17 protein-coding genes and 2 pseudogenes are annotated in these 22,809 nt (G+C 69.1%); 9 read left to right on the plus strand and 10 right to left on the minus strand.

Annotated elements, in window-relative coordinates; genetic code table 11:
• The first annotated feature begins 106 nt into the window (after nt 1-106).
• The 8 genes and pseudogenes from OD750_RS23425 to OD750_RS23460 all read left to right on the plus strand — a co-directional run bounded on the left by OD750_RS23425 (nt 107) and on the right by OD750_RS23460 (nt 9,452).
• A complete protein-coding gene (locus OD750_RS23425) occupies nt 107-1,924 on the plus strand; it encodes a DUF1800 domain-containing protein (protein WP_263540677.1) in 1,818 nt (605 codons plus the stop codon).
• 13 nt (nt 1,925-1,937) lie between these two features.
• Entirely contained in the window at nt 1,938-3,347 is a 1,410-nt protein-coding gene (locus OD750_RS23430; protein ID WP_263540678.1) for a DUF1501 domain-containing protein, read from the plus strand.
• Between the two features lie 94 nt (nt 3,348-3,441).
• Nucleotides 3,442-4,308, plus strand: coding sequence for a CorC family transporter (locus OD750_RS23435; RefSeq protein WP_263540679.1), 867 nt, complete (start codon nt 3,442-3,444; stop codon nt 4,306-4,308).
• Nucleotides 4,295-5,572: an Lnb N-terminal periplasmic domain-containing protein gene (locus tag OD750_RS23440; protein ID WP_263540680.1), complete on the plus strand. Its 1,278-nt coding sequence runs from the start codon at nt 4,295-4,297 to the stop codon at nt 5,570-5,572. Before OD750_RS23435 ends, OD750_RS23440 begins: the two co-directional genes overlap by 14 nt.
• Nucleotides 5,573-5,611: 39 nt before the next feature.
• The gene (locus OD750_RS23445) at nt 5,612-6,889 is read left to right on the plus strand and encodes a hypothetical protein (RefSeq protein WP_263540681.1); all 1,278 of its coding nucleotides are present in this window, start codon (nt 5,612-5,614) and stop codon (nt 6,887-6,889) included.
• An 84-nt stretch (nt 6,890-6,973) separates the two neighbouring features.
• Nucleotides 6,974-8,004, plus strand: a pseudogene (gene corA / locus OD750_RS23450) (magnesium/cobalt transporter CorA).
• Between the two features lie 207 nt (nt 8,005-8,211).
• Nucleotides 8,212-8,799, plus strand: a complete 588-nt coding sequence (locus tag OD750_RS23455; protein ID WP_263540683.1) for an RNA polymerase sigma factor — start codon at nt 8,212-8,214, stop codon at nt 8,797-8,799.
• A 14-nt stretch (nt 8,800-8,813) separates the two neighbouring features.
• Nucleotides 8,814-9,452 carry a hypothetical protein gene (locus tag OD750_RS23460; protein WP_263540684.1) on the plus strand — a complete coding sequence of 213 codons (639 nt, stop codon included), beginning with the start codon at nt 8,814-8,816 and terminating at the stop codon, nt 9,450-9,452.
• 168 nt (nt 9,453-9,620) lie between these two features.
• Here OD750_RS23460 and OD750_RS23465 read toward each other — a convergent pair whose 3' ends face one another.
• The 3 genes from OD750_RS23465 to OD750_RS23475 form a co-directional block, all read right to left on the minus strand.
• The gene (locus OD750_RS23465; protein WP_263540685.1) at nt 9,621-11,015 is read right to left on the minus strand and encodes a DUF1501 domain-containing protein; all 1,395 of its coding nucleotides are present in this window, start codon (nt 11,013-11,015) and stop codon (nt 9,621-9,623) included.
• 8 nt (nt 11,016-11,023) lie between these two features.
• Nucleotides 11,024-12,805: a DUF1800 domain-containing protein gene (locus OD750_RS23470; protein ID WP_263540686.1), complete on the minus strand. Its 1,782-nt coding sequence runs from the start codon at nt 12,803-12,805 to the stop codon at nt 11,024-11,026.
• Between the two features lie 138 nt (nt 12,806-12,943).
• Nucleotides 12,944-13,303: an MGMT family protein gene (locus OD750_RS23475; protein WP_263540687.1), complete on the minus strand. Its 360-nt coding sequence runs from the start codon at nt 13,301-13,303 to the stop codon at nt 12,944-12,946.
• A gap of 54 nt (nt 13,304-13,357) precedes the next feature.
• Between OD750_RS23475 and OD750_RS23480 the strand changes: the two genes are divergently transcribed.
• Complete coding sequence (locus tag OD750_RS23480; protein WP_263540688.1) at nt 13,358-13,765, plus strand: hypothetical protein; 408 nt, start codon at nt 13,358-13,360, stop codon at nt 13,763-13,765.
• A gap of 159 nt (nt 13,766-13,924) precedes the next feature.
• Here the strand turns inward: OD750_RS23480 and OD750_RS23485 are convergent, their stop codons facing one another.
• The 7 genes and pseudogenes from OD750_RS23485 to OD750_RS23515 all read right to left on the minus strand — a co-directional run bounded on the left by OD750_RS23485 (nt 13,925) and on the right by OD750_RS23515 (nt 22,657).
• Nucleotides 13,925-15,502, minus strand: a complete 1,578-nt coding sequence (locus tag OD750_RS23485) for an aldehyde dehydrogenase (NADP(+)) (RefSeq protein WP_263540689.1) — start codon at nt 15,500-15,502, stop codon at nt 13,925-13,927.
• 18 nt (nt 15,503-15,520) lie between these two features.
• A complete protein-coding gene (locus OD750_RS23490; protein ID WP_263540690.1) occupies nt 15,521-16,420 on the minus strand; it encodes a dihydrodipicolinate synthase family protein in 900 nt (299 codons plus the stop codon).
• Nucleotides 16,421-16,848: 428 nt separating this feature from the next.
• A pseudogene (locus OD750_RS23495) lies at nt 16,849-17,733 on the minus strand (NAD(P)/FAD-dependent oxidoreductase); the annotation flags it as partial.
• Nucleotides 17,726-17,971 carry a (2Fe-2S)-binding protein gene (locus OD750_RS23500; RefSeq protein ID WP_263540692.1) on the minus strand — a complete coding sequence of 82 codons (246 nt, stop codon included), beginning with the start codon at nt 17,969-17,971 and terminating at the stop codon, nt 17,726-17,728. The gene OD750_RS23500 and the pseudogene OD750_RS23495, both read right to left, overlap by 8 nt.
• Entirely contained in the window at nt 17,968-19,101 is a 1,134-nt protein-coding gene (locus OD750_RS23505; protein WP_263540693.1) for an NAD(P)/FAD-dependent oxidoreductase, read from the minus strand. Before OD750_RS23505 ends, OD750_RS23500 begins: the two co-directional genes overlap by 4 nt.
• Entirely contained in the window at nt 19,098-20,036 is a 939-nt protein-coding gene (locus tag OD750_RS23510; protein ID WP_263540694.1) for a proline racemase family protein, read from the minus strand. The genes OD750_RS23505 and OD750_RS23510 overlap by 4 nt, the downstream gene beginning before the upstream one ends.
• A 290-nt stretch (nt 20,037-20,326) precedes the next feature.
• Nucleotides 20,327-22,657: a M9 family metallopeptidase gene (locus OD750_RS23515; RefSeq protein WP_263540695.1), complete on the minus strand. Its 2,331-nt coding sequence runs from the start codon at nt 22,655-22,657 to the stop codon at nt 20,327-20,329.
• Between the last annotated feature and the right edge of the window lie 152 nt (nt 22,658-22,809).

Raw genomic sequence — 22,809 nt, forward strand, 5'->3', positions numbered from 1 at the left:
CGCTCGTCGGCGATTGACGCACACGGCAGCGAACTGTGCCGCGCGTCACACCATTCCAATGAGTATCCAATAGCCTAGGCATCCTCCCGTTAGTCTGGACGCCGCCATGGCTCACGCCAGCGCCACGCCTGGTTTTTTCGCTCCTCGCCGCAATCTCCTCGCCGCGCTCGCCGGTGCGATCGGCCTGCCCGACGAGGCCGTACCTCCGAGCATGCGTCGGCCCGGCAAGGCGCCGCTCGACACCGCTCTCGCCGACGCCGCGTCGGCCGACGAGACCGCCTCGAAAGCGGCCGCGCAGCCGAATCTGACGACGCCGCCGGCCGCCGTGCGCTGGCTGACGAAGGCGACGTTCGGCGTCGCGCCGACCGACATCGCGGCGTTCAACGCGCTCGGCGCCACCGACGACGCGCGCTGGACCGCGTGGGTCGAGCAGCAGCTCAATCCCGCCGCGATCGGCGACGGCGCCTGCGACGCGCGCATCGCCGGCGCCGGTTTCACGACGCTCGCCAAGACGCTGCAGCAGCTGTGGGCCGACCACCGCAGCCAGACTGCCAACTACTACCTGCGCATGCTGCCGTTCTCCGAGATCGAGTGCATGACGCTGATCCGGCAGACGTACAGCCAGCGCCAACTGTTCGAGACGATGGTCGACTTCTGGCACGACCATTTCAGCGTGTTCGGCACCGACTACGACGGCGGTCCGGTGTTCGTGCAGTTCGACCGCGACGTGATCCGCCCGCAGTCGCTCGGCAACTTCCGCACGATGCTCGAGTCGGTCGCCAAGTCGACCACGATGATGTACTACCTCGATCTGTACTCGTCCACGCGCGCCGGCCCGAACGAAAACTTCGCGCGCGAGCTGTTCGAGCTGCACACGCTCGGCGCCGAAAACTACGGCGGCGTGCTGTTTCCCGACGATCCGTCGCTCGGCATCGGCCAGCTCGCCGACGGCAGTTCGATCCGCCTCAAATACGTGGACAACGACGTCTACGAGGCAACGAGCGCGCTGACCGGCTGGACGCTCAAGAACGGCCACTGGCAGTTTCCGGCCGAAAACGACGGTACGTTCATCTACCGCGACGACTGGCACGATCAGTACCAGAAGTACGTGCTGAACCGCTATTTCCCGGCCTACGGACACCAGGCCGACGGCACCAAGCTCTTCGACATCCTCGCCGCGCATCCGGGCACCGCGCACTACGTCTGCGGCAAGCTCGTGCGGCGCTTCGTGTCCGATGCCCCGCCGCCGTCGCTCGTCGCGAGCGCCGTGCAGGCGTTCATGGACAACTGGCAGGCGCCCGACCAGATCGCGCGCGTCGTACGCGTGATCCTGAACTCGGCCGAGTTCAAGTCGGCGTGGGGTACGCGCATGCGCCGTCCGGCCGTCGCGACGGTCGCCGCGCTGCGCTCGCTCGGCGCCGATTTCACGCCGGTGCCGGACAACACGTCGGCCTGGACGACGACCGAAGAATTCCTGAGCCGCCTGCAGCAGACCGGCAACCGCCTGTTTTTCTGGCCCGCGCCGAACGGCTATCCGGACAAGCAGGTGGCCTGGGCATCGAGCGGCGCGCTCGGCATGACGTTCCGCCTGCTCGCGCGCCTGCCGGAAATGCGCGCGGTGAACGGCCAGGCATCGTCGCCGTTCCTCGCCGACGTCGTCGCGCAGACGAACGCCGTGTACGGCGGCACGACCGCCACGGCGCAGAACATCGCGGGCCTGTGGTGCGACCGCCTGCTGGGCTACCGTCCGGAACAGGTCTACACGGTGGCGATGAACTTCCTGCGCCAGAACGCCGCGGCGAACGCGCAGCTCACGATCGACGAAAACTGGAACGGCCCGAACCTGTCGCGCCACTACACGCAGTCGCGTCTGCGCACGATGGTCGCGCTGATTCTGTGCAGCCCCGAATTCATGCGTCGCTGAGCCGAGAACCGACATGACCACGATCAACCGACGCGATTTTCTCAAGGGCTGCTGCGCGGCCGCCGCGACGAGCGGCCTCGCTCCGACCGCGTTCGCCGCGGGCTTCGACGTGCAGGCGGCGACCGACGACACGCTCGTCGTGCTGTTCCTGCGCGGCGGTGCCGACGGCCTTTCGCTGGTGCCGCCCGTCGGCGGCGCCGACCGCGCGCCGTACGAGCAGGCGCGCCCGACGCTGAAGATTCCGACCAGCGGCACGGGCGCCGCGCTGCCGCTCGCCAACAGCGGCGGCGCCTGGGGCCTGCATCCGCGCGCGAGCGCCCTGTACTCGCTGTATCAATCGAACCATCTGGCGGTGATACTCGGTGCGGGCCAGGTGAACCAGCCGGTCACGCGCAGCCATTTCGACTCGCAGGCGAACATGGAAGTCGGCATGGGCGGCCAGCAGGGTTCCGGCGTCGGCTGGCTCACGCGCCACCTCCTGTCGGCCGGCCTGCCGGCGAACGTGCCGATTCCGTCGGTGTGCATGGGTTCGATCACGTCGACGAGCCTTTTGTCGAGCACCGAGACGATCACGCTCGGCAGCGGCTCGGACTTCCGCCTCGACACCGCCGCGTGGGGCTGGAACTCCGCCGACAACTACACGCCGACGCCGCCGGCCGGCTTCGCCGGTTTCGTCGACGTGCTGCCGTGGCTGTGGAACGCGAGCGGCGATCCGCTCGAACGCGCCGGCGCCCAGACGCTCGAATCGCTCAAGCTGATGCGCCCGATCAACTACGGCATCTACAACGCAAGCTCCAACCCGAGCGGCTATCAGCCGGCAGGCGGCGCGAACTACGGCACCGGCCAGCTCGGCACGCAGATGCGCAATATTGCGCAAATGGTAAAAGCGGGCTTCGGCCTGCGCGTCGCCGCCGTCGACCTCGGCGGCTGGGACACGCACGACGGCCAGGGCAACCCGGCGAACAGCTACGACTACTTCGGCAACAAGGTGCAGGAACTGTCGGACGCGCTCGGCGCGTTCTACACCGACCTGTCGGCCGGCGCGACGAACTACATGAACAAGGTCAGCGTCGTCGTGATGAGCGAGTTCGGCCGCCGCGTCAACGAGAACGATTCGGGCGGCACCGACCACGGCTACGGCAACGTCATGTTCGCGCTCGGCGGCGCGGTCAACGGCGGCCGCACGTTCGGCACGTTCGCAGGTCTTTCCAGCGGCGCGCTGTTCGAGGGTGCCGACGTCGCGGTGACGACCGACTACCGGCGCGTGCTGTCCGAGGCGATGATCCGCCGGCTCGGCAATCCGAACGTGTACTACGCGTTCCCGGGCTACGGCGGCTACAGCCCGCTCGGCATTTTCCAGGGACCGGACCTGACGCCGAGCGCCTACGACCAGCTCTTCAAGAACGGGTTCGAGGCGGCCTGACTTCCCTCCCCGGCTCGCCGGGGAGAGGGCTTTGCGACCGCAACAAAGCCGTCCGTTCACGTCTGCTACACTCACGCCCCCGCCCCTATCGGGCATGTCGCCACCCACGATGAGCGAGGACCACCCTAGTCCGCCCGTACACCGAAGCTGGTTCGAACGCATCAGCCAGGCCCTGTCGGGCGAACCGCGCAATATCGAGGAACTGCTCGAGGAATTGCGCCAGGCGCAGGCCAACGGCCTGCTGTCCAACGACACGCTCTCGATGGTGGAAGGCGCCATCGAAGTCGCCGACCTCACCGTCGCCGACGTCATGGTTCCGCGCGGACAGGTCGTCTCGCTGCCCGCCGACGCCTCGTTCAAGGACAATCTCGCGGTCGTGATCGAATCGGGTCACTCGCGCTTTCCGGTCCATGGCGAGGAGAAAGACGAGATCCTCGGCATCCTCCTCGCCAAAGATCTGCTGCGCTGTCTCGCCGAAAACGGCGACTGCGACATCCGCCTGCTGCTGCGCCCGGTCGCACTTATCCCGGAATCCAAAAAGCTCAATATTCTGCTCAAGGAATTCCGGCTGTCGCGCAACCACATGGCGATCGTCGTCGACGAGTACGGCGGCGTCGCCGGCCTCATCACGATCGAGGACGTGCTCGAGCAGATCGTCGGCGACATCGGCGACGAGCACGACGCCGACGACGGCGACGCCGAGAGCGCGCCGATCCTGCCGCAGCTCGACGGCCGCTATCTCGTCAACGCGCTCACGCCGATCGCCGAGTTCAACGACCGTTTCGGCTGCGATTTTCCCGACGAGGATTTCGACACCGTCGGCGGCCTCGTCACGTCGGAATTCGGCCACCTGCCGGAAGCCGGCGAAGCCGTCGCGATCGGCGGCTTCGAATTCGAAGTGACGAAATCGGACGACCGTCGCGTGCACCAGTTCGCCGTGCGCGTGCATGACGCGTCGTAGTCGGCTTCTCGCACGCCTCGCCGCCGTCGTCCTGCTGCTCGCCGCGGCGTTCGGCGCGACGGCGCAGACCGCGCGGTGGAACGCCGGCCAGCCGGGCGAGCAGCTGTCGATTTCACTCGTCACGTTCGGCCCCGGCAAGATCTACTGGGAACGCTTCGGCCATAACGCGATCGTCGTGCGCGATGCCGCGAGCGGCGAGGCCGTCAGCTACAACTACGGCATCTTCGATTTCGAAGAAGACGATTTCTTCTGGAATTTCCTGCGCGGCTACATGATGTATTCGATGGCGGCGAACCGCTACGAAGACGACGTCGCGATGTACGCGCACGAAGGCCGCTGGGTCGTCGAGCAGGAACTGAACTTCTCGCCGGCGCAGCGTCTCGCGCTGGCCGCCCATCTCGCGTGGAACCTGAAGCCCGAGAACGCGAGGTACCGCTACGAGTACTTCACGTCGAACTGCTCCACGCGCGTGCGCGACGCGTTCGACCGCGTGCTGGGCGGCGCGATTCACAAGGCGCTCGTCGGGTCGTCGCGCGGCTACACGTATCGCCTGTACGCCGACCGCCTGATTTCGCCCGATCCCGAACTGATGCTGCCGATGGACCTCGGCCTCGGGCCGTTCGCCGACAAGCGCCTGTCGTTCTGGGACGAAAGCTTCATTCCGATGTCGCTGATGGAGCACCTGAAGCTCGTCAGCGTCGTCGACGACACGGGCGCCAGCGTGCCGCTGATCGGCGCGACGCGGCGGCTGCACGAAGCCGACGCCGAACTCGCCGCGGACGCGCGGGGCCTGTTCGCGCGCGGCCCGTATCCGTTCGGATTCGCGTGGCCGGCCGGCATTCTCGGCGCGGCGATCGGCCTCGCGCTGATCGCGCTCGCGGCGCGGCGCACGAACAAGACCGCACGCTACGCGTTCGCGATCCTCGCGTCGTGGACCGCGATCAAGCTGTCGCTCGCCGGGCTCGTGCTCGTCGGCCTGTGGCTCGGCACCGAGCACATTTCGGCGTGGCACAACGAGAACATCCTGCTGCTCGATCCGTTGCTGCTGCTGCTCGTGCCGACGTTCTGGCGCGCGCGCAAGGCCGACTGGACGATCACGCCGTTCGCGCGCGCGGTCGCCGCGCTCGTCGTCGCGCTCGCGGTGTTCGCCGCGTTCGCGAAAGTGCTGCCGTGGTTCAAGCAGGACAACACGGTGTGGCTCGCGCTGCTCGTGCCGCTGCACCTGGGGCTCGCGGTCGCGATGCGGTATGCGCGACGCGGGTAGCCGCTACACGGGCGCGACGATTCCTGCTATCACTCGCCCATGCGCGAACCCTACGTGTCGAAACCGAACTACCCGCTGCTCCTGGCCGTAATCGCGGCCCACGCGCTCGCGCTGACGTACGCGCTGCGGCCCGGCCTCTTCGGCGTCGTGCGCGATCGCATCGCGCCGGCCGGCGCGCACGCGGCGATGCAGGGCAAGGGATCGCCGCCCGCACAGCGGCCCGCGCCGCCCCGTGCCGCCGCGATGCCCGCCGAGACGCCGGCCGACGATCCGCGCCGCGAGTTCGATGTCGAAGCGTGGATCGCGAACAACGAGCGCGTCGCGCGCGAGCAGGCGCAGACGACGTACGGCGATCTCGCCGCCGCGCTGTCGGCCGAGCCGGCGCGCGCGCTCGACACGCTGCGCCGGCGCTATGCCGACGGCGACGACCGCGCCGACAAGGTGCGTTTCGCCGTCGCGTGGGAATGCGCGAACGGCCATACGTTCTACGACGACCCGCAGAGCGCGCCGCCGATCGAGCGGCAGCTCGACGGCGTCGCACCGGCCGACGCCGCGCTGCTGCGCGGGGTGTACGACGCGGGCCGCAAGCGCTGGCAGTCGATCCGGCCGCGCTGCGACGCGTGGGACGCGCAGAACGAAGCCTGGCGCGCCGTCACGCTCAAGTATCGCGAGGGCCGCGGCCCGAACGCGCAGTTCGAACGCCTGCAGCAGACCTACGATCGCGACGCGCTGACGAGCCAGCCGTCGCTGCTCGACGCGCTGCTCAAGGCGATCGACAAGCTCTGGGCGCGCGAGCCCGACGACGAGCTCGCACGACGGCTGGCCGAGTACATGCTCACGCTCGACGACGAAGCGGCCCGCACGCGCGGCCTCGCGCTGCTCGCGGCGCTCGCCGAACGCGACGCGCGCTACGCCGGCGCGGTCGCGGACGCCTATCGGGCGCTCGACGGCCGCGCGCCGTACGACGCCGGCAAGGCCGAAACCTGGGCGCAGCGCGCGGCGCAGGCCGGCGCGCCGCAATGGCTGCGCGATCGCGCCGACCGCGCCGGCGCGGCCGACGACCCCGCCGGCGCCTGGGCCTGGCATGCCTACGCGCTGTGGCTCAGCGCCAACGGCTGCGGCGCCGCGCGCGGCACCTACGGCGAGGCGGAACTCGCGCGAGGCCTGCGCGGCGTGGCCGCGGCCGACGCCGCACTCGCGCCCGACGCGCGGCGTCTGGCGCGCGAGCGCTATCGCGAACTCGTCGCGCAGCACGGCAAGGCGGCGCTCGCGGCGCTGCGCTGCGAGCCCGGGCGGCCGTCGACGCGCTCGCCGTAAAACCCGCGTGGTATCCGCCGCCGCGCGGTTTCGGTAGTCGCCGGCTTGGGGCATCATTGCCGCGCCGAATTGCCCGAGCCGCCGATGAACCTGACTGCCAGCACCGCCGTCGCCAGCTGCCCGACCGCCGCCAACGGCGATCCGATGGTGGTCAACTGCGTCGCGTACTCGACCGTGACGGGGCAGCGACTGCGCGACATCACGATCGCCGAGATCAGCGACGTGCTCAAGGACCGCAACAACTTCGTCTGGGTCGGCCTGCACGAGCCCGACGAGTCGCTGCTCGAACGCCTGCAGGAAGAATTCGACCTGCACGAGCTCGCGATCGAGGACGCGCACACCGCGCACCAGCGCCCCAAGATCGAGGTCTACGGCGACTCGCTGTTCATCGTCGCGCACACCGCGCAGGCCGTCGGCGGCAAGATCGAATTCGGCGAGACGCACATCTTTCTCGGCAAGAACTACCTCGTCACCGTGCGCCACGGCGCGTCGCTGTCGTACCAGCCGGCGCGCCGCAGCTGCGAGCAGACGCCCGAACTCCTCGCGCTGGGGCCGAGCTACGGCCTGTATGCGGTGCTCGACTTCATCGTCGACAACTTCTTCCCGATCGTGCGCGAGTTCCGCGAAGAGCTGCAGGAACTCGAAAAAGACATCTTCGAGGACACGTTCAACCGCGAAACGATACGCAATCTGTACGAGTTAAAAAAGAACTCGTTACGCTGCGCCTCGCCGTGGCGCCGCTGCAGGACATCCTGAACCAGCTGATGCGCTTTCACCCGAGCCTGATTCGCGACGACGTGCGCGTGTACTTCCGCGACGTTTCCGACCACGCCGCGCGCATCAACGAGGCCACCGACACGATGCGCGAAATGCTCACGGCCGCGATGACGGTGAACATGTCGCTCGTCTCCGTCGCGCAGAACGAAGTGGTCAAGCGCCTCGCCGGCTGGGCCGCGCTGCTGGCGGCGCCGACGCTGATCACGAGCTGGTACGGCATGAACTTCCGCCACATGCCCGAACTCGACCAGACGTGGGCCTACCCCGGCATGATCGTGTTCACCGGCGCGCTGTGCGGCGCGCTGTACCTCGCGCTCAAGCGTGCGAAGTGGATGTGATCCAAGTCACACATTCTCGCCGTTGCCTGACTGAAACCTGAACCGGCATTCGAATCCGTACGTATTGCTGCGAGGATGTTCGCCGAAGCGACAGATCCGCGGCTACGGGGGGCGCAGACGTACAGGTGTACGAATGGCCCATGCTTTGCACAATTTGCCGGTTTGGATAGCATCGGGGACCTCCCCCGCGCTGCCAGCCGCCATTCCATGGAAAACGGTTTCGATTCCGCGTCCGAGCCTCCAGACCCTGTCGATCTGGTGGGGCGGGTCGCGGCGGGCGACCGCGATGCGGAGATCGAGCTGGTGCAGCGTTTCACGCGCCCGCTCGTCGCCGTGCTCACGCACCGCCTGCGCCAGCCCGAGCTTGCGCGCGATCTCGTGCAGGAAACCTTCATCATCGCGTTCGAGCGGCTGCGCCGCGACGGACTCGACGATCCGGGCAAGCTCGCCGGTTTTCTGCGCCAGACCGCGGTCAACCTCGCGATCGGCGAGAAGCGCAAGGTGGCGCGCCGGCGCACCGAAGCCGACAGCGACGGCATCGCCGAAGTCGTCGACGACGCGGCCGGCCCGATGGCGCTGCTCGAACGGCTGCAGACCGCCGAACTCGTACGGCAGCTCATCGCCGAGCTTCCGGTCGAGCGCGATCGCGAACTGCTCTGGCGCCACTACGTGCTCGATCACGACAAGCAGATGCTGTGCGACGAGTATTCGCTCAGCGTCGAGCACTTCGACCGCGTCATGCATCGCGCGCGGTTGCGGCTGCGCGAACTCGTCGAAAAGCACAGCACTCCCTGAAAGCGACTACGACCATGAGCGGTAATCCTTCCGAGCGCGAAACTCGCATTCGCGACTATATCGACGGCCGATTGAGCGGCGACGAACTCGAAGCGTTCGAAATGGCGCTGTTCCACGACCCGGTGCTGCTCGACGACGTCGAAGCCACGCGCGCGCTGCAACGCGGTCTGCGCGAACTCGCCACGCAACCGGTGATCGGCCAGGTCGCGCCGAAGCCGGCGCCCGCGCAGCGCCTGCTGCCGATGGCGGCGGCTGCGTTCCTGCTCGGCGCCGCCCTGCCAGGCGCGCTGCTGTGGCGCTTCGCGACGTCGACTTCCGGCGGCAAGGTGCAGATCGTCTCGGTCGAAACGTTTCGCAGCGGCCCCGAACAGCCGGTCGCGCCGACCTACGCCATCGATGCGGGCGTCGATCGCGTGGTGCTGGAGTTCGGCGCGCTCTCGGTGACCGGGACGGACGAATTCACGATCGAACTGCGTCGCGGCGACGCGATCGTCCATCGCGAACACGCGTTGAAACCCGACGCCGACCTTCTGCGCATCGACGTATCGGCCGACCGGCTCGGCGCCGGCGACTACGTCGCGCGAATCGTCGCGCGTTCGCCGCAGGGCGGCGAGACGGAGTACGCGAACGCGCCGTTCGCGGTGAAACGCTGAAGTAAATTCCAACGCCACCAGAGCCCTCTCCCCCGACTGCGGTCGGGGGAGAGGGTTGGGTGAGGGGGCGGGGTCAGGTACTTCCTCAACGTCGACGAAGCGCGACGCGCCGCCCCCTCACCCCAGCCCTCTCCCCCAATCAAGCTTGGGGGAGAGGGAGTACGAGAACTACGGACTGAAAAACCCGAGATCGCGCGACGCGAACCGGCCGAGATTCGGAAACACGTCGTCGATGCCGGTCTCGGTGAGGCCGAACCAGCGCGCGAGCGTCGCCGAATACTGATCGACCGACGTCGTCGGAATCAGCTGGCCGTAGCCCGCGTCGTCCGGGTTGCCGTTCTGCGCGAGCGACGGCATGCGGCCGTAGAAGCGCTTGCCGCGCACCGCGCCGCCGACGACGAAATGATGGCCGCCCCAGCCGTGATCGGTGCCGTCGCCGTTGATCGACACGGTGCGGCCGAAGTCCGACGCGGTGAACGCCGTGACGTTGTCCGCGACGCCGAGTTCGACCGTCGCGTCGTAGAACGCCTTGAGGCTGCCTGAAAGATCGCCGAGAATTTCAGGGTGCACCGTGAGCTGGCTGCCGTGCGTGTCGAAGCCGCCGAGCTGCACATAGAATATCTGCCGGCGCATGTTGATCGTCGACTGCGCGCGCGCCTTGATCAGCCGCGCGACCATCTGCAGCTGCCGGCCGAGGTTCGACGACGGAAACGCCGTGGTCACGCCGCCGACCGCATCGAGCGCGTCGCCGATGACGCCGTAGTTGGCGATCGCGCTGTTCACCGCGCGCGCGTAGCCGCGCTCGAACACGTTCGCCTGCGCGCCGGACTGGTTCATCGCATTGAACGCGGCGACGCCGCCTTCGTTCTGCCACATGTCCAGGTATTCGATCGGCTCGACGCCGTAGGGATTCATCACGTACTGATGCACGGTATCGCCGCGCTGGAACAGCGCCTCGCCCGCGAGCGAGATCAGCATCGACAGGTTCTGGTTCGGATTGCCGCCGTGCAGCAGGTCGGCGACGCGGCCGCCCCAGCCCGCGGCGTTCGCGTCGTCGGCGCGCGAGGTCTGCCAGATGTTCGCCTGGTCGTCGTGCGAAAACAGCTGCGGCGGCAAGGGCACGAGATTGCCCTGGTACTGCTGCTGCGTGGTCGGCCACAGGAGCGTGCCGACGTTGCCGACGACGGCCGCGTGGCCGTCGTTGAACAGCGTCGCCAGATGCGGCATCGACGGATGCAGCCCGTAGCTCGCGCCGTCGCCGGGCAGTCCGCCGGCGAGCGGATCGATCGCGACGAGCTGGCCCTGCGGCACGGCGAGGCCGCCGCGCGACGTCGCATACGTCGCGTAGTGCGGCGCGCTGCGCGGAACGATCGTGTTGAAGCTGTCGTTGCCGCCGAGCAGGAAGATGCAGACGAGCGCCTTGTAGTCCGGAAAGATGCCGCCGTTCGTGTTCGCCACGGCCGCGTTGACGAGGTTGAGCGTGCCGAGCGCCGAGTACAGGCTCGCGCCGCCGAGCGCGCCGCAGATGCAGCGGCGCAGAAATTCGCGTCGATCGACGATCATGGTCGGCCTCATTTCTGGATCGAGTATTCGGGCGAGTTCAGCACGAGAAACAGCGCGTGCTGCACCCGATCGCGGCCGCCGTTGCCGTTCGGCAGCGCCGTGAGCCGCGTCATCAGCGTCTGCCGCATGAACGGCGACATCTGCCCGGACATCAGCAGCAGGTTCAACCGGTCGACGAGTGCGGCCGGTGTCGCCGCGAGCGCGTTGTACGGCGCGTAGTCCATCAGGAGCGCGTCGGGTTCGAGCGCGTAGCTGTACGTGCTGCCGACGTAAAAGTAGAAAATGCGCCAATGCAGGTCGTTCGGCGTCGACACGAGCATCGTATCGGTCGCGATCTGGAATTCGGGACTGACGAGGCCGAGGTCGCGCACTTCGCCCGGCTGCGCGAAATCGGGCCGGAAGAAGTTGAACACCGACGGCGAACGCAGCGGCGCCTGGCCGTACTCCTCGGCCGGATCGGCGCTCAGATTGATGCGGCCGTTCGTCGAGCGCGGCGCGGTGATGCGCCACAGCTGCACGAGTTTCAGGAATGGTTCGCGCAGCCTGCCGAAGTGGCGCGCGTCGTACGCGCCAAGATGGCCGTAGCGCGCCTCCGTGTCGAGCAGGATCGCCTTGACCACGGCCTTGAGATCCCCGCGCGCGCCCTGCCCGTTGTCGTTGAACTTCGCCGCGACCCGCGCGACGTAGGCCGGGCTCGGATTGCTCGTCACGAGCCGCTGGATCAGCTGCTTGCTCACGAACGGACCGACGTTCGGATGGGCGAAGATGTTGTCGAGCGCCTGCGTCAGTTCGGCCTGCGCGTTGCCGCCGTGCACGAGCAGGCCGTTCGGCAGCGCGACGTTGTCGTACACGAGCAGTTGCTTGTCGGTCGTCGTGTCGTGATACGCCTCGAACGCGATCATCGGCTGTCGCCACGATGCCGAATCGGGGTCGTACCAGCGTGTCGCGCAGGTCGGGTACGACGCGGCCGGGCAGCCGTTGAAGTGCCAGCCCGTGAACACGTGCGCGAAGCCGCGCACGGTCGGCTGCTGGTACGTCGCGACCGGCTGGCCGCCGACGAGCGCGCGCGTGCCGTCGAGGTTCAGCTGGTACAGGCCGATCGAAAAAAGCTGCAGGATTTCACGCGCGTAGTTTTCGTCGGGGCGGATGTTCAGTGTCGCGTCCGGCTTGCGGTTGCCGTACATCGACAGATACACGCCCATCGCCGGATGTTTCGTCGCGTCTTCGAGCAGCGTGCGGTAGCTGCCGAACGCGTTGCGCACGAGCATGTCGTACCAGCTCGCGACCGACCACGCCTGCAGCGTGAGCGTCGCGTTGCGGTCGGAGACGACGAAGATTTCGGACAGCGCCATCGCCACGCGCTGGCGCAGATCGTCGCCCGGCACGCGCGGCGGATTCGACGGATCGTACAAACCGACCGAATTGATCAGCCACGCTTCCAGGCGCTGCTGCTGATACACGCCGCTCTGGCCCGGCGGCTGGGTCGGCACCCAGTCGAGGAACGGCTGCTCGTACGACGGCGGCGCGGCGAATTGCTCGTCGAACCACGCGTCGTAGCCGATGCTGCGCAGATGCGCGATGTCGTCGAGCGTCGGACCGTAGGTCGCCTGCGCGAGAAAGCGCGCGGCTTCCGTATCGGTGAACGGCCCGGCCGCGATCGACTCGAAGCCGTTGCGCAGCATCTCGTCGGCGCGCCGGTCGACGCCCTGCGCAACCGCGACGCCGGCGCAGCACGACAGCGCCGCCCACAGAACAACGCGCAGCCGAGCCGCGCTCCTCAACATTGCCATCGCCCGCTCCTGCGTCGCCGCCGCGTCTGTCCCGGTACAAAATGCGCGGGCAGCCTAATTCCGAACATCGGGGCGGCTTGCGACGGGCTCCGCAGAAAAGCCGTCTCGACCGTTCGCGACCCGACGAACGGCGACGGGTTACGGATGGCCCCAGAGCTCGCGGTCCAGATCGCGCTCCCAGCCGAACGCCTTGATATCCACGCGACCGGCGACGACGCGCACGCCCTCCTCGATCAGGCGCGCGCGCTGCTCGCGATACGGCGCCGAGCGCGGCGGAAACGCGATGCGGCCGTCCGAGCGCAGTACGCGAAACCACGGGAGCGGGCGGTCGTCGGGCGCGAGGCCCAGCACCTTGCCGACCATGCGCGCCCGGCCCGGAAGGCCGGCGCGCGCGGCGATTTCGCCGTAGCTGGCGACGCGGCCGCGCGGGATGCGCGCGACGACGTCGAAGATCGCGCGATGGGCGTCCGGAATTTCGTCGCTCATGTCAAGGTTCATGCCAGGGCTCCCAGACGGTAGCATACGCGCCAGCCATTCCCCGGAGAGTTCCCCATGCACAGCTTCGAGCAGATCCGCTCGCACATCAGCGCGCGCCACCAGCTGCGCATCAACGATCCGTATCTCGTGAGCTTCGACATGCTGCTCGACGGCGGCAAGCGCCACCAGGGCGTGTATCTGTCGGAGCTCGAGCACGAAGACGGCCGCAAATACCTGCGCATTTCCACGCCGATCGGCCCGCTGACCGGCATGGACGCCAAGCGCTGCCTGCGCTTCAACTGGGAGCAGCGCATCGGCTTTCTCGCCGTCAGCGACCTCGACGGCTCGCCGTACCTGCAGCTGTGCGAAAACCGCCCGTACGAGCATCTGACGGTCGAGGAGATCGACCTTCTGATCGCCGAGATGGGTCCGCTCGGGGATCGCATGGAGAAGGCGATTTCGGCGGGGGGCGATGCGTTCTGATCTGTAGCCCTCTCCCCCAAGCTCGCTTGGGGGAGAGGGTTGGGTGAGGGGGCGAGGCCGCGCACTTCCTTGGCCTCGACGAAGTGCGGCGCGCCGCCCCCTCACCCCAACCCTCTCCCCCGACGGCGTCGGGGGAGAGGGAGTCCACCAGAAACGCCGCTACACCCGCACTCCATCCACCAACCGCGCAATCCCCAGCGGATTGCCCTCGCGCAACGCCTCGGGCAGCAGCGCGTCCGGCACGTTCTGCCACGCCACGCGCCGCACGAAACGTTCGATCGCCGCCGTGCCGACCGACGTGGAACGTCCGTCCGACGTCGCCGGATACGGCCCGCCGTGCACCATCGCCGCGCACACCTCGACGCCGGTCGGCACGCCGTTCATCAGCACGCGGCCGGCCAGCTGCGCCAGCGGCTCGAGCAGCGACGCCGCGGCCGTCGCATCGGCGTCGTCGGCGATCAGCGTCGCCGTGAGCTGCCCGTGCAGCGATTCGACGATCGCGCGCATGTCGTCGGCATCGCGCGTGCGCACGACGAGACTCGCGGGGCCGAACACCTCTTCGTGCAAACGTGGATTGTTTCTAAAACGCAAGGAATCCACTTCGAGCAGCGACGGCGCGGCATCGCGCTCGCCGGCGCTCGCCGCGTGCAGCACGTCGACGCCCGGGACGGCCGCCAGCGCGCGCACGCCCGAGGCGTAGCGCGCGGCGATGCCGGCGTTGAGCATCGGCGCCGGCTGCGCCGCGGCGAACAGCGCGGCGAGACGGTCGCGCAACGCGTCGCCCGCCGCGCCCTGCGGCACGACGACGACGCCGGGACTCGTGCAGAACTGCCCGACGCCCTGCAGCACCGACGCATGCAGCGCGTCGGCGATCGCGTCGCCGCGCGCGGCGAGCGCGGCCGGCAGCACGAACACGGGATTGATGGATCCCATTTCCGCGTACACGGGAATCGGATCGGGGCGCGCCGCGGCGATGTCCATCAGCGCGCGTCCGCCGGCGGTCGAACCGGTGAACGCGACGGCGCGCACGACGGGATGCCGCGCGAGCGCCGCGCCGATCGCGTGACCCGCGTCGAACAGCAGCGAGAACGTGCCGGGCGGCAGCCCGCAGCGGCGGACCGCCGCGCGCACGGCGAGGCCCGCACGCTCGCTCGTCGCCGGATGCGACGGGTGCGCCTTGACGATCACGGGACAGCCGGCCGCCAGCGCCGCGGCCGTGTCGCCGCCGGCGACCGAAAACGCCAGCGGAAAATTGCTCGCGCCGAACACCGCGACGGGTCCGATCGGCCGCAGCATCGAGCGCACGTCCGGCTTGGGCAGCGGCGCGCGCGCGGGATCGGCGTGGTCGATGCGCGCATCGACCCAGCTGCCGTCCTCGACCAGTGCGGCGAACGCGCGCAACTGGCCGATCGTACGGCCGAGTTCGCCGTTCGCGCGCGCGGCCGCCAGGCCGGTTTCGCGCGGCACCAGCGTTTCGAAATCGGCGCGCGCGGCTTCCATTTCCTCGGCGATCGCCTTGAGCAGCGCCGCGCGCTCGCGGCCCGGGAGTCGCGCGAGCACCGGTGCCGCGCCGGCGGCGAGTTCGGCCGCGCGTTCGAGTTCGTTCTGCGTCGCGCCGCAGTAGACCGGCGCGAGCGCTTCGCCGGTCGCCGGGTCGACGCCGCGAAAGCTCGCGCCGGCGCCGAGTCCGCGCTCGGCGCCGATCAGCGAGGTTCCTTCGAGTTCGTAGTTGGACATCAGGTCTCTCTTGCGTGGTTACACCGCGGGCCGCTCGGCCAGCGCACGGCGGATGATCGCGAGCGCGGCGTCGCGTTCGGCGCCGACCACTTCCAGGCGCGGCGCGCGCACGCGTTCGGAGCCCATGCCGGCTTCCTGCTGTATGAGCTTGATCAATTGCACGAATTTGACGACGGTGTCCAGCCGCAGCAGCGGCAGGTGCCAGCGGTACAGCGCGCGCGCCTCGTCCCAGCGGCCGGCGGACGCGAGTTCGAACTGCGCGACCGATTCGGCCGGCAGCGCGTTCACCGTGCCGGCAACCCAGAACGTCGCGCCCGCGGCGACGCCTTCGCAGACCATGTCGTCGAGGCCCACCCCGACGCGCAGGCGGCTGCCCACGAGCGCGACGAGCGCCGTGACGCGGCGCGAATCGCCGGACGATTCCTTCACCGCTTCGAGATTCGCGTACTCGGCCGCGAGCTCGGCCACCTGTTCGGCGACGAAATCGGTCTTGTATGCCGGCGGGTTGTTGTAGAGCATGCACGGCAGCGGCGTCGCGGCGATCACGGCCGCGACGTGCGCCTTCATCTCGCGCCAGTCGCTCGAATACACGTACGGCGGCAGCACCATGAGGCCGCCGCAGCCGGCCGCGTGCGCGGCCTTGGCGAGCGCCACCGCCTCGTCGGTCGAGAGCGCGGCGATGCCGGGAATCACCGGCACGCGACCGCCCGTCGCGGCGACGCAGGTTTTGATCAGCGCCACCTTCTCGTCGAACGTGAGCGTCGCGCCTTCGCCGAGCGAACCGCACGGAATGATGCCGCGGCAGCCGTGGCCGATCAGCCAGTCGACGTGCTTCGCGACAAACGCGTGGTCGATCGCGTAGTTCTCGTCGAACGGCGTGGTGATTGCCGGCAGGACGCCTTGCCAGAGGGTGCTCATGAGTCGTTTCCTCGAACGGATGGGAGCGGAGCCGACGGTCAGACGCCGTCGGAAGGGGAATAAGCGGAAAAATCCAGTTTGTCGATGCGCACCGGCGCGAACGGCGGCCGCGGCGTGCCCGCGTTCCAGCCGAACAGCCACTGCGCGGCGGCGCCGCAGACGCGGCCCTGGCAGTGGCCCATGCCCAGGCGCGTCATGAGGCGCGCCTCGCGCGCCTCCGCGCAGGCGGCCGCGTCGCCGAACGCGACGTTTTCGCAGCGGCACAGCAGCGTGTCGTCGGCCGCGAGATCGCGCAGTTCGTCGCGCAGCGCGAACGTGCGCGCCAGCAGCGCGCCGAAGCGCGCGGCGGCGTCCCGGCGCGCGAGCGCGCCGGCAGCGCGTTCGGCGCGGCCGGCCGCGGCGTAGCCCGCGATCTCGCCCTGCGCCAACGCCTGGTCGACGCCGCCGATGCCGGTACCTTCGCCGGCGCAGTACACGCCCGGCACGCTCGTGTGCTGATGGCCGTCGACGACGACCCTGCCGCCGGCGACGTCGCAGCCGAAGCCGGCCGCGACGTCGAGATTCGGCACGAGTCCGTAGCCGACCGCGACGAGATCGCAGTCGATGCGCCGCTCGTGCGCTCCCACGCGCACGAGCGCGCGGCGACTTGTGCCGTCGTCCTCGACGCGCACGACCCAGGCGTTCGTGCGATACGGCACGCCCGCGAGCCGCGCGAACAGGCCCGCGGCCTGCGCGAGCTTGCGCGGCGTGCGCGCGAGCCTGGCACCGAACGCGGCGAGCGCACCGCGAGAACATTGCTCGGCGACCAGTGCGACGCGCGCGCCGCGCGCACGCAGCGTGTCGGCCGCGGCGAGCAGCAGCGGTCCCGAGCCTGCGACCACGACGCGCTTGCCGGCCACCGGCCAGCCGTTCTTCGCGAGCACCTGCAGGCCGCCGGCGCCGAACACGCCGGGCAGCGTCCAGCCGGGAAACGGCAGCAGCAGTTCGCGCGCGCCGGTGGCGATCACGGCGCGTTCGTAGCGCACGTGCACGGCGCCGCGAGACGTGTCGAACAGCGCGTGGCCGGCGCGCGGCAGCGCAACGAGGCGCGCGCCGAACAGCGTTGCGGCCGGCGACGACGCGAGCGCGCCGAGCCAGCGCGCGGCATCGCGGTTCGTCGCGTTGTTCCATTGTCCACGCCAGATCTGCCCGCCCGGCTCGGCCTGCATGTCGGCCACGAGCGCGCGCGCGCCGGCGCGCTCGGCGCAGACGGCGGCGGCGACGCCGGCCGGGCCCGCGCCGACCACGAGCACTTCGGTACTGATCTCAGCCATCCGTGACGATCTCCATTCCCGGCGCGACGCGCGCCATGCAGCCGAGCGCTTCTTCGCCGTCGACGCGCACGCGGCATTCGAAGCACACGCCCATGCCGCAGCACGCGGCACGCGGTTCGCCCGCGACGTCGCGGCGCGTCGCGACGACGCCGGCCTGCGCGATCGCCGCGGCGACGCTGATGCCGGCGGCGACGCGCACGTCGCGGCCGTCGATGCGGATCGCGATCGTCGCGCTCATGCCGTCGCGGCCTCGGGCGCGTAGCGCGCGGGGTCGAACGGCGCGGCGTCGAACGGCAGCGGCCTGCCGAGCAACTGCGCGGCGAGGAGATCGGCGGTGCCGAGCGCGGTCGTCACGCCGAGGCCTTCGTGTCCGCACGCGAGCCACACGCCATCGCGCGGCGGCCAGCGGCCGATCAGCGGCCGGTGATCCGGCGTCGTCGGACGGAAGCCGGTCCACGCGCGCAACGCGGACAGGCGCGCGAGGTCCGGCAGAAATTCGATGCCGCGTTCGAGCAGCCGGGCGATCAGGCGCGGCGTCACTTCGCTGCCGGTGTCGTCGAACTGGCGCGTCGAACCGAGCAGGATCTGGCCGGTCGGCCGAGGCTGCACGTTGAACGCGACCGATTCGCCGTCGGCACCGTGCGCGCTCTTGACGTAACCGAGCTCGATCAGCTGATGGTTCGCGAGCGGCGCCGTGCCCGCGGGCGGACGCGTGGTTATCAACAAGTGACCTTTGCGCTTTCGTATAGGAACGCAACGTACGAGTTCGGGCGCGGCGCAACCGTTGGCGACGATGACCGCCGGCGCGCGCAGCGTGCGGCCGTCGGCGAGCGCGACGCCGTCGCCGGTCAGCGCATCGACGGCGACGCCCGTGACGAATCGCGCGCCGCGCGCCGCGGCGCGGCGTGCGAGATACGCGGCGGCGGCCGGCGGATACACGATCGCGTCGCCCGGCACGCGCAGGCCGCCGGCAAGACCCGCGCGCAGCGCCGGTTCCAGCGCGGCGAGCGCGGCGCCGCCGACGATCTCGCTCGCGATGCCGGCCTGCGCGAGGCGCACCTGCTTGCGCCGCGCTTCGTCGAGTTCTTCGGCGTCGCGCGCGATCCACAGCGTGCCGGTCGCGCGGAAGTCGGACGCCGCCGGCAGTTCGGCCGCGAGTGCGCGCCAGCGTTCGCACGAATAGGCCGACAGCGCCAGTTCCGCCGGATCGTCGTCGAGCACCACGAGATGGCCCATCGACGCGGCCGTCGCGGCGCCGCCGATCGTGTCGCGCTCGACGACGCAGACCGCGAGCCCCGCGCGCGCGAGCGCGTCGGCGATCGCGCAGCCGACGATGCCGGCGCCGACGATGATCGCGTCGTAATTCACGCGAAGCCCCAGGCGAACGGATCGGCCGGATCGAACAGCAGTGTCGCGTCGGCGCAGACGTGCGCGCGGCCGACGATGCGCGGCAGCACCGCGCCGTCGGCGCCGCGACGCCAGCTGCCTTCGAACTCGCTGCCGACCACGCTTTCCTGGCGCCAGCGCGCGCCCGGCGCGAGCGTGCCGTCGGCGGCGAGGCATGCGAGCTTCGCGCTCGTGCCGGTGCCGCACGGCGAGCGGTCGTATGCGAGGCCGGGGCACAGCACGAAGTTGCGCGCATCGACGCCGGGCGTCGACGACGGTCCCACGAGTTCGATGTGGTCGATCACCGCGCCGTCCGCGCCGGCGATGCCGTCGCGTTCGAGCGCGCGGCGGATCTTCACGGTGCAGTCGGTCAGGCGTTCGAGGTTGGAAAGATCGAGCGCGAGGCCGTGGTCGTCGACGAGAAAGAACCAGTTGCCGCCCCAGGCGATGTCGCCGTGCAGGCGGCCGTAGCCGTCGACGTCGACCGCGACGTTCGCGGCGTGGCGGTAGCTTGCGACGTTGTCGATCGCGACGCGCCCGTCGTCCGCGAGTTCGACGTCGACCGCGCCGACCGGCGTTTCGAGCTTGAATTCGCCCGGCGCGATGCGGCCGAGGTGGCGCAGCGTTTCGATCACGCCGATGGTGCCGTGTCCGCACATGCCGAGGTAGCCGACGTTGTTGAAAAACACGACGCCGGCGACGCAGTCGGCGCGCGTGGGCGCCAGGAGGTACGCGCCGACCATGACGTCGGAGCCGCGCGGCTCGCACACGATCGCGCGACGCCAACGATCGTCGTCGCGCGCGAGGCGTTCGCGCGCGGCGGCCGGATCGAGGCCGGCGAGGTCCGGACCGCCGGAAATCACGACGCGAGTAGGCTCTCCGCCGGTATGCGAATCGATAACGCGAATGGGGGTCATTGAACGGGACTGCGGGAAGGAATGTACAAATGCTAGGCCTCGGCGCGCGGCGAGGCTTGGCGCCTGGCGCTGCCCGGGCGGGGCGATTCGCAAATTTTGGATCGCGATGGTCTAACCGTCGGCAATGACGCGTGGACATTGACGACACCCTCTCCCCCGCAGGCTTGCGGGGGAGAGGGCCGGGGTGAGGGGGCGGCGCTCGGCAACGCGTCGAGGTCAACGCGTGCGAGGCGTCGCCCCCTCACCCTGCGCTCTCCCCGAGCAAGCTCGGGGGAGAGGGTTCTTGAGCACTACTGCCAAGCCGCCGAAACCTGCACCCCCTCGAACGACGCCGTCTTCGGACGCAGCATCAGGTAGTGCCAGCCCTGCGCGGGATTGGATACGGTCACCGTTTCGGCGTTGCCGGCGAGCTGCGGTGCCTGGTCGTACGTGGTGTCGTTCGGCCACGCGCCACCGCGGTAGTACAGATCGGCGTCGCCCGTGCCGCCGGACATCGTGAACGTCAGGCTCGTCTTGCCGGCCGGCACGAGAATCAGCAGGTACAGGCGCTGGTTCGCCACGGCGATCGCAAGGTTGCTGCGCTTGCAGCCGTTGTCGAGCTGGCGCACGTCCGCCTGCGTGCATTCGGGTGTTTCCGGCGGCGCCGGGGTATCGCCGAAATTGTCCGCGAAGATCTTGTCGCCCGCCGGACCGCCGCAGCTCGACGTGTCGCCGTCGTTGGTCGAAAAGCACACGAGCCATGCGCGGAACTCGGCGTTGTACGTCGTGCGGATCGGATTGAGCCAGTTCGCGTAGCCGGGGTCGTAGCTGCCGACGCGCGTCAGCGCGTACAGGCTCGCGATCTTGTCGCGATGGCGTTCGAACATGAAGCGCGTGGCGAGATAGCCCCACTGGTACGTGCGCGTGTAGTCGGTGCTGTATTCGGTGTCGAACAGCTGCGCCAGCGTGAACGTGTCGGGATTGCCGGCTTCGTCCACCGCGTCGGCGTTGACGAGGTTGCGGTACGAGTACGAGATGTATTCGGCGAAACCTTCGATGTACCAGATCGCCGAGGCCGGCGCGTCCATCGGGTAGTCGGCGAAGCGGCCGTGCCAGTTGAAGCGGCCGTCGAGATAGTGGATGTATTCGTGCGTCAGGTTCCACACCTCGAACGTCGGACGCACCCACTCGGCCTCGTACGCGAGGAAGCGCGCCTGGTTGCCGACCACCGACGGATCGCCTTCGAGATAGATGCCGCCGTTGTTCGTGTCGTTGCCGAAGATCACGCCCGAATACGTTTCGTAGTCGGTGCTCGAGTGAAAGATCACCATCTCGAGCTTCGTGTTGTTGTCGTCGGCGACCGGCACGTTGTTCGTCTGCGCCTGCGTGTGGAAATAGCCTTCCTCGTTGCCGACGATGCTGCACACCGTGTCGAGCTGCGCCGCCGTCAGCGCCTGGCTGCGCACGCGCAGCGTCGCGCTGCAGTCGCGCGCGTTCGCGGCCGGCAGGATCGCCCCTTCCAGATCCTGCGCAAACGTGCACAGGTTGAAATACGCACAATGCGCATTGTCGTAGTAGTCGGCGACGCTCGCGATGCGCACGTAGATGCCGCCGCCCGGGCCGCCCAGCGTCAGCGAATCGAGCACCGCCTTGACCTTCGGATGCGCCACGGTGTGGAACGAACCGGAATACTGCAGGAAGCGGCCGAGTTCGCCGGCGGCGTTCTGCAGCATGTACTCGCGGTTGCTGCCGATGTCGGCGGCCTTGTTGCGCGCGATGAAGTCGACGAGCGTGTCGAGCACGCCGGCGCCCGGCCCCTGCACGAGCGTGCGGAACTCCGGCAGGTAGTGGCCGCGGAACAGCACGGTGAACACGTTGTTGACCGACGCCTTCATGTTCCACGACGCGTGATACGACGGACCGTAGCGATCGAGAATGCCGCGCACGGTACCGAGCTGCTCGGCGTTTTCGCCCGAGCTGTCGATCAGCGTGACGAATTCGGACAGCACCGCGCCGTGCGCATCGTTGACGTCCTGAAAGTGGCCGTTGGCGACGAACGCGTTCAGCGCCGGGCGAATCGCGGCGCGCAGCGTCGCACCGTACGAACCGACCTGCGCCGGATAGCCGTACTGCACGTAGTAGCCGGCGCGCAGGAACAGGACGAGCTGCAGCATGCTGCCGGTGTTGTCGCCGGTGTAGCCCGGCGCGTCGGCGAGGATCGCGTTCGCGATCGTCGTCATCTTCGCTTCGGGAAACACCTGTGCGCCGAGCGCGCCGTCGATCGAGAACAGCGCGTTGACGCACGTCGTCGTCGAAGCTTTCACCGCCGCAACGAGCGCGGCGCCGCTGACGCCGGCGAACAGGTTGTCGTCGCACGCCAGGCGCGCGGCGTCGGCGCGCTGCGGCCGGTCGTAGTCGCGATACAGATGATCGCGCGAGGACGGCAGCGGCGCGCGCTCGTCCCACGTCAGGGCACGATGCTGCACGTGTTCGACACGTGCGATGTCGTGCGTGCTCGCAGGTGCCGGAATCGGCCGCGCCTGGTTGAAGTGGTCGTCCGCCGCGCAAACGGTCGACGCGGCGCCGAACAGGCACAAAGCCAGTCCCGCGCCGGCTTGCAAAAGCCGGTTGATCGAATACATTCTTTACTCCCCGAACGTCGTGCTTATGTGGTTGTGTGCCGCATCTGTTCGGGGACTCGAGGCGGGTGCGCTGCAACGCATCCGCCTCCCTTCCGAACAGCCGACACAAGCCTGTCAGTACCCGGCAGAATGGTCTTGCAGGTTTCCGTCAT

Source organism: Tahibacter soli, assembly GCF_025717065.2.
Taxonomy (GTDB): domain Bacteria; phylum Pseudomonadota; class Gammaproteobacteria; order Xanthomonadales; family Rhodanobacteraceae; genus Tahibacter; species Tahibacter soli.

Excerpts from the sequence above, each read along its gene's own strand:
- OD750_RS23455 (WP_263540683.1), top strand. The coding sequence starts at position 8,212 with ATGGAAAACGGTTTCGATTCCGCGTCCGAGCCTCCAGACCCTGTCGAT.
- OD750_RS23500 (WP_263540692.1), bottom strand. The coding sequence starts at position 17,971 with ATGAGCGCGACGATCGCGATCCGCATCGACGGCCGCGACGTGCGCGTC.
- OD750_RS23440 (WP_263540680.1), top strand. The coding sequence starts at position 4,295 with ATGACGCGTCGTAGTCGGCTTCTCGCACGCCTCGCCGCCGTCGTCCTG.
- OD750_RS23470 (WP_263540686.1), bottom strand. The coding sequence starts at position 12,805 with ATGGCAATGTTGAGGAGCGCGGCTCGGCTGCGCGTTGTTCTGTGGGCG.
- OD750_RS23475 (WP_263540687.1), bottom strand. The coding sequence starts at position 13,303 with ATGAACCTTGACATGAGCGACGAAATTCCGGACGCCCATCGCGCGATC.
- OD750_RS23425 (WP_263540677.1), top strand. The coding sequence starts at position 107 with ATGGCTCACGCCAGCGCCACGCCTGGTTTTTTCGCTCCTCGCCGCAAT.
- OD750_RS23515 (WP_263540695.1), bottom strand. The coding sequence starts at position 22,657 with ATGTATTCGATCAACCGGCTTTTGCAAGCCGGCGCGGGACTGGCTTTG.
- OD750_RS23465 (WP_263540685.1), bottom strand. The coding sequence starts at position 11,015 with ATGATCGTCGATCGACGCGAATTTCTGCGCCGCTGCATCTGCGGCGCG.
- OD750_RS23480 (WP_263540688.1), top strand. The coding sequence starts at position 13,358 with ATGCACAGCTTCGAGCAGATCCGCTCGCACATCAGCGCGCGCCACCAG.
- OD750_RS23430 (WP_263540678.1), top strand. The coding sequence starts at position 1,938 with ATGACCACGATCAACCGACGCGATTTTCTCAAGGGCTGCTGCGCGGCC.
- OD750_RS23445 (WP_263540681.1), top strand. The coding sequence starts at position 5,612 with ATGCGCGAACCCTACGTGTCGAAACCGAACTACCCGCTGCTCCTGGCC.
- OD750_RS23510 (WP_263540694.1), bottom strand. The coding sequence starts at position 20,036 with ATGACCCCCATTCGCGTTATCGATTCGCATACCGGCGGAGAGCCTACT.
- OD750_RS23485 (WP_263540689.1), bottom strand. The coding sequence starts at position 15,502 with ATGTCCAACTACGAACTCGAAGGAACCTCGCTGATCGGCGCCGAGCGC.
- OD750_RS23490 (WP_263540690.1), bottom strand. The coding sequence starts at position 16,420 with ATGAGCACCCTCTGGCAAGGCGTCCTGCCGGCAATCACCACGCCGTTC.
- OD750_RS23435 (WP_263540679.1), top strand. The coding sequence starts at position 3,442 with ATGTCGCCACCCACGATGAGCGAGGACCACCCTAGTCCGCCCGTACAC.
- OD750_RS23460 (WP_263540684.1), top strand. The coding sequence starts at position 8,814 with ATGAGCGGTAATCCTTCCGAGCGCGAAACTCGCATTCGCGACTATATC.